Below are 6,994 nucleotides of genomic sequence, written 5' to 3'. Positions count from 1 at the left end.
GTTAAAACAGTAAAAAACTGTGGCAGGGGAGCAAGTAAGCGTTGAAAAACGCTATCTACCAAGGAGGTTGAAACTTGAAAAATCTCAGATTTTTAGACCTTGACGAGAAGTTTGACAATCTGGTAGATTTGTTGCGCTTGAGAGCCCATTCTCAGCCTGAACAAATCGCTTATACCTTCCTCGAAAAAGCGGAACAAGAAACTGATCGTATCACCTATCAGGTATTAGACCAACGCTCAAGGGCGTTCGCCAGCCAGTTGCAGTCTCTGGCAGCAACAGGGGAACGAGCGCGAGAAGCGTGTATCCACCAGGTATAGACTTGATTGCTGCCTTCTTTGGGTGCTTGTACGCTGGCGTAATTGCAGTGCCCGCTTATCCACCACCCCGACGCAGTCGCAATCTCTCTAGGTTGTTAGCGTACGGATCAGATGCAGAGGCGTTGTTTGCCCTAAGGACTCGTGTAAAAATAACCTGAACAGTTTTTTTATGGAAGCTAGATTTCACAATTTATTTCAGATAAAATTTGTACAACTTATTTTTACATGGCTCCTAACTACCAAATCTCTTATAACCGAGTTAACCAGCTCGCCGAGCCCAGCATCCAGCTCTAGCTCAGTTGCATTTGCTTGCTACCAATAAATGCGATCGCGACCAAGGGTTGAACTGGTCTGAACCAACCCTAGACAGCAGTAGCCTGGCCTTTCTCCAGTACACCTACGGTTCTACGGGAACACCCAAAGGAGTAATGGTAAGTCACGGTAACTTGCTACACAAGGAGTACTCATTACTTATTCTTCTTCGTTAAATCAAAATGGATAGAGAACCGATTGCAATTATTGGCATGGGATGTCGTTTTCCAGGAGCTAAAAATCCAGAAGCATTCTAGGAACTACTATAGTAATTTACCTGATTTCAAAGAGGTAGAAGTATATGACAATATTTTGCCAGTTATCGAAGATATTTCATAAAAACAATTTGAAGCCCTAGCCGTTAAACAACTTGAAAAAATCAAAAGTATAAATAATTTGATACATAACCAAAAAAAACAACTTTAATTACTCAAAATTCAAGGCTAAAAATTCATGGAAGCGACTACCAACACAGAGCAACTATCATTATCCAAACAGATGTTTCTGGCGCTAAAGCAAGCAGAAGCTTTGGAGATGATGGAGCGTTCAAAAAGTAAACCTATTGCCATTATTGGCATGGGCTGTCGATTTCCAGGAAATGCCAACACACCCGAAAGCTTCTGGCAACTGTTATCTAGTGGTCAAGATGGGGTTAAAGAAATTCCACCTGAACGCTGGGATATAGATTCTTTCTATCACCCTGACCCTGATACTCCAGGGAAAATGTATATTCGCCATGCTTCATTAGTTAATCAGGTAGATCAGTTTGATCCTGAGTTTTTTGGCATCTCTCCCCGAGAAGCAAATAGCCTTGATCCACAGCAACGTTTTCTTTTGGAAGTAACTTGGGAAGCTCTAGAAAGAGCTGGAATTAACCCCCAACAATTAGAAAACACTCAGACCGGGGTGTTTCTGGGCATCGGTCAAAACGATTATGCTGATTTGAGCTTCAGCCAACTCGAAAATATCAGCCCTTACGATGGTACAGGAAATGGGTTTTGTTTTGCAGCAGGTCGGTTATCTTACTCATTAGGATTGCAAGGCCCATCTATGGCAATAGATACAGCTTGTTCAGCGTCTCTGGTAGCTGTACATGAGGCTTGTCAGAGTCTGCGTCAGGGTGAGTCTAATCTGGCTTTAGCAGGAGGAGTACAACTAATTCTCTCTCCTCAAATCACCACCGCACTATCAAGATTAAAGGCTCTATCACCCGATGGCAGGTGTAAGACTTTTGATGCTGCTGCTGATGGTTATGGCAGGGGAGAGGGATGTGGGATTGTGGTACTCAAGCGTCTGTCTGATGCTCTCAAAGACGGTGACCAAATCTCAGCAGTGATTAGTGGTTCAGCCGTTAATCATGATGGACCTAGTAGCGGACTGACAGTGCCCAATAAACTAGCCCAGGAAAAGTTAATTCAGCAAGCTCTCAAAGCGGCGAAACTAGAACCATCTCAGGTGGGTTATTTGGAGGCTCATGGTACAGGAACTTCTTTAGGAGACCTTATGGAAGTAAGAGCCTTAGCCAGTGTGTTTGAGCAGGGACATAACCAGGACAATCCCTTGATGATTGGTTCAGTTAAAACTAATATTGGTCACCTAGAAGCCGCAGCGGGAATTGCAGGTTTAATTAAGGTAGTTTTGCAACTCCAACATCAAAAAATTGCGCCTCATCTGAATTTTAGAAATCCCAACCCCTATATTGATTGGGAGAATATACCTCTAAAAGTTCCCACTCAACTGACACCTTGGTTGTCATCAGAGGGTAAACGAGTGGGAGGAGTCAGTTCCTTTTCTCTTAGTGGCACGAATGCTCATATAGTGCTAGAAGAAGCTCCAACTGAAGTCAGAAGTCAGAAGTCAGAAGTTAGAAGTGAAGAATATCTAGAACGTTCGCTGCATTTATTGAGTTTATCAGCCAAGACACAAAATGCTCTAGAATATTTAGTTAGTAGTTATCAAAATTATTTAGAAATTTATCCAGAGTTACCACTAGCAGATGTATGTTACACAGCTAATACAGGAAGAGCTCATTTCAACCATCGACTAGCGGTTATTGCTTCTGACCGACAGCAATTAGCAGAAAAACTACTTTACTGGAAAACTGGGGAGGAAGTAGTTGGGCTATTTTCTGGACAACTTGATAGTGGTAGCAAAAGTCCAAAACTGGCTTTCCTGTTCACCGGTCAAGGTTCCCAATATGTGAATATGGGAAGGCAACTCTATGAACAAGCACCGACTTTCCGTAAAGCTTTAGATGAATGTGAGCAAATCTTACAGCAGTATCTGGAATATCCACTCAATCAAGTTCTCTATCCTCAAGACCCACAGCACTCAAGCTCCTCTCTACTAGACCAAACTGCTTATACCCAACCAGCCCTATTTGCCATTGAATATGCCCTGTTTAAGCTATGGCAATCATGGGGCATAAACCCAGATGCAGTAATGGGTCACAGTGTCGGAGAATATGTAGCAGCAACAGTAGCAGGAATTTTTAGTTTAGAAGATGGTCTGAAACTAATTGCGACTAGGGCAAGATTGATGCAACAGTTGCCCTGTGGTGGTCAGATGGTTTCAGTGATGGCTAACGAGTCAAAAGTCCGTGAGCTGATTACCCCATATACAGAAAAAGTAGCGATTGCTGCGATTAATGGACCATTAAGTGTAGTAATTTCAGGTGAAGCAGAAGCCATTGCCGCCATGGTCAGTAGTCTAAACTCAGAAGGAATCAAAACCAAAAGACTACAAGTATCCCACGCCTTTCATTCACCATTAATGGAACCGATGTTGGCAGAATTTGAAGCAGTAGCCAATCAAATTACCTACCATCAGCCAAAAATACCACTGATTTCCAATGTTACAGGAACAAAAGTAGACAAGAGTATTGCCACAGCTAACTATTGGGTAAATCATATACGTCAACCCGTCAAGTTTGCGGCTAGTATGGAAACCCTGCAACAACAAGGGTTAGGAATATTCTTAGAAATAGGAGCAAAACCAATATTATTAGGCATGGGGCGTCAATGTTTACCAGAAGAGTTCGGTATTTGGTTACCGTCGTTACGTCCGGGAGTAGAAGAATGGCAACAAATGCTGTCTAGTTTAGGACAGTTATATGTCCAGGGAGTCAAGGTAGATTGGTCAGGGTTTGACCGAGATTATAGCCGTCATAAAGTAGTCTTACCAACTTATCCATTCCAACGGGAACGGTATTGGGTTGAAACCGCTGAGCGCTCCGATTCACAAGCCATCTCTTCAAACAAGCTCCATCCTCTAATTAATCAAAAGTTCCAATCTCCCTTATCAAAAGAAATATTTTTCGAGTCTGACTTTAGTACCACTACCCTGCCCTTTTTAGCAGACCACCGTATCTATGAAAAAGTTGTAGTTCCTGGTGCAGCTCACATCTCCCTAGTGTTAGCAGCTGCCTCTTTAACGTTTCCGAAAACTGAATGTCAACTGGAAGATATTCTCTTTCCTCAAGCCCTAGCCATTCCGGAGCAAGGAGTACGAACTGTGCAGGTAGCTTTGACTCCAAAAGATAGCTCTTATTCATTTCAAGTGATTAGCTTTGACGACTCTTTTAACGATGGCAGACAAATCAGTTCTTGGGCGGTTCATGGTACTGGAAAGATTTCTACTGACCCGATTAACAAATCACGATTATCTCTGGTAGATATTGAAGGAATTAAAGCTCGCTGTAGTCAAAAACTAGAGAGCACAGAAGTTTACCAGTATATCTGGGAGCGACAAATTCAATTAGGGCAGAGTTTCCGCTGGATAGATCAGGTCTGGATAGGAAACGGAGAAGTTCTTTGTCAAATGAAAGTGCCCCAAACAGTTCTAGATGCAACAAAGTATCAACTACATCCGGCTTTGGTTGACTCCTGCTTCCAATCACTAGTTGCACTTAACTTAAGTCTTGACGACGATAATAAGGAGAGGTTTGTTCCGTTCAGTGTAGAGAAATTTACTTTCTATAATCGTCCTGAGAATGGACGGCTTTGGTGTTATACCCGTAGGTCGAAAGACAAACAATCATCAGAAAAATTAAAAGGTGATATACAATTAATTGACCAAAATGGCGAGCTAGTGGCTCAGGTTAGTGGTGTTGAAGCGAGGAAAGCAAATCCCCAAACGTTGCTGAAGACTCTGGGTTCAGATTTGAGTAATTGGTTTTATGAAATCAACTGGCAAGCTATACCCCTACCATCAAAAACCCCATCTAATCAAAATCAAACAGGGAATTGGTTAGTATTTGCACTCACCGGTGAATTGACAGAGGGTATTGGGAAGAGTTTAGAACAAAAGGGGCTCAACTGTATTTGGGTATCTCCCGGTTCAGAGTATCAGCAATTAGATGCTCAACATTATCAAATCAATCCCACTGTTGCTGAACAATTCCAAAAACTGCTGGAAGACAATGGTGATCTCAAAGGGATTGTGCATTTATGGGGTGTAAATGAAACCAGTGAATCGGTCGGTATACTGGAGTTAGAAAAAGCTCAAGAACTAGGTTGTGCTACAGTACTGCATTTAGTCCAAGCCTTAATTCAAGCTGGACTAACTCATCTACCGCCGATGTGGTTAGTTACTCAAGGAACTCAGAGTGTATTAGATGAAACGGAAGTGGTACAACCCCACCAGGGAGCTCTATGGGGACTAGGGCGAGTTATTAGTCTGGAACACCCAGAATTAGCTTGTTTTCGAGTTGACCTAGATCCGAAATCTCATATTTCTGAAACCCTCCCCAGTTTGGTAGATGAACTGTTGTCTAATCATAACGAAAACCAGATCGCAATTCGTCAGGGAGTCCGTTATGTAGCCCGATTAGTACCACAACAACAGCAGAAGTTAAGATCATTACAACTATCAATTGAATCAGAAGCCTGTTATATTATTACTGGTGGTTTGGGAGCATTAGGGCTACAGGTAGCCCGGTGGCTAGTTGCTAAAGGTGCTAAACATCTGGTCTTAATTGGGGGTTGTGCTCCCTCAGAGATGGCGATGGAAACAATTCAGGAATTAGAACAAGCTGGAAGCCAAATCTCAGTTTTATCAGGGGATATATCCAATCAACAACATACGGTCAGAATGATGAAGCAAATTCAGGGATCGTTGCCACCACTCAAAGGAGTGATTCATGCCGCCGGGGTATTGGATGACGGGTTACTGCAAAACATGAGTTGGCAGCAGTTTACCAAAGTGATGGCACCAAAAGTAGCAGGGACTTGGTATTTACATCAACTGACCCTTGATTTACCCTTAGATTTCTTTGTCTGTTTCTCGTCGATGGCTTCGATGTTGGGTTCACCAGGTCAAGGAAACTATGCCGCAGCTAATGGGTTTATGGATGCTTTAGCCCATCATCGTCGAGGGCAGGGATTACCAGGATTGAGTATTAACTGGGGAGCATGGGCAGCAGGAGGCATGGCCGCTCGTTTAGCAAGTGGACATCACAATCGGATGCAGAGCCAGGGCATAGTTGCCATTGAACCCGAACAGGGAATGCAGGCATTGGGGTCATTGTTATCAGGTTCTCAAAGCCAAGTTGGAGTGTTCCCGATTAACTGGTCAAGGTTTGTCAGCCAGCTCCCTAGTGGGCAAAATATCCCATTTTTGTCCGCTTTGATTTCATCAGTAACAGAAACTAAAAACGAACAGCTTTTAGAACAGCTAAAAGCAGCTCCACCAGAGCAAGGAGAAAAAATATTGATAGATTACCTCAAAAATAAAATTTCTACTATTTTGGTAATAAATGCTGCTAAAATAGAAATAAAGCAACCTTTAACTAGTATGGGTTTTGATTCTTTGATGGCCGGTGAATTGCGAAATTTTATACAAAGGGAAATAGAAGTTGATATTCCTATGGAAATAATAATTAGCGGTATTAGTATTCTTGAAATAGCAAATTTATTGCTTGATAAAATTTTGTTAAATCAAATTAGTTTATCAAATTATTCACAAACCCAAAATATCATTGAAGATAGGGAAGAAATTACTATATAATTTTATAATAAATTTCTAAATATATATATTAAAACACAAAGTGAAGGTATTAGTTTGATAAAAATAGCGCGAATAAAGTCCTTGAGTGATTTTGGTTAGAAAAAAATAGTTCCTCAAACCATCAAAAACCCAAAACATCATTGAAAATAGGGAGTAAATCAATCATGAACCTGAAGCAAGTTTTGTATCAAATCTCTAGCCAAGGCATTAAAATTTGGGCTGAAGGCGATCAACTAAAAATTAACGCTCCTAAGGGGGCATTGACAGCAGAAATTAGAGATATTATATCTCAAAATAAGACCGAATTATTGCGGCTGATTCAGCAAAAAAGCCACAATTTTAGTGCTCAATCTATACCA

At 41.6% G+C, this 6,994-nt stretch carries 3 protein-coding genes and 2 pseudogenes; all 5 read left to right on the top strand.

All coding sequences use genetic code 11. The features are described from left to right. Window positions 1-74: 74 nt before the first annotated feature. On the top strand, window positions 75-317 hold the full coding sequence (locus F6K37_RS28470; protein ID WP_287253792.1) for a hypothetical protein: 243 nt from the start codon (window positions 75-77) through the stop codon (window positions 315-317). Window positions 318-595: 278 nt separating this feature from the next. Further along, window positions 596-772: pseudogene (locus tag F6K37_RS28465) on the top strand (AMP-binding protein); the annotation flags it as partial. 39 nt (window positions 773-811) lie between these two features. Next, complete coding sequence (locus F6K37_RS44850) at window positions 812-886, top strand: beta-ketoacyl synthase N-terminal-like domain-containing protein (RefSeq protein ID WP_137985884.1); 75 nt, start codon at window positions 812-814, stop codon at window positions 884-886. Between the two features lie 298 nt (window positions 887-1,184). Continuing rightward, a pseudogene (locus tag F6K37_RS28455) lies at window positions 1,185-6,635 on the top strand (type I polyketide synthase); the annotation flags it as partial. A gap of 164 nt (window positions 6,636-6,799) precedes the next feature. Beyond that, a partial coding sequence (locus F6K37_RS28450; RefSeq protein WP_287253786.1) for a TubC N-terminal docking domain-related protein occupies window positions 6,800-6,994 on the top strand: 195 nt, incomplete at its 3' end.

Origin of the sequence: Moorena sp. SIO4E2 (genome assembly GCF_010671945.1) — a bacterium.
Lineage (GTDB): Bacteria > Cyanobacteriota > Cyanobacteriia > Cyanobacteriales > Coleofasciculaceae > Moorena > Moorena producens.
The sequence above is the reverse complement of the archived record's forward strand: the minus strand, read 5'-3'. Positions and strand labels throughout refer to the sequence as shown.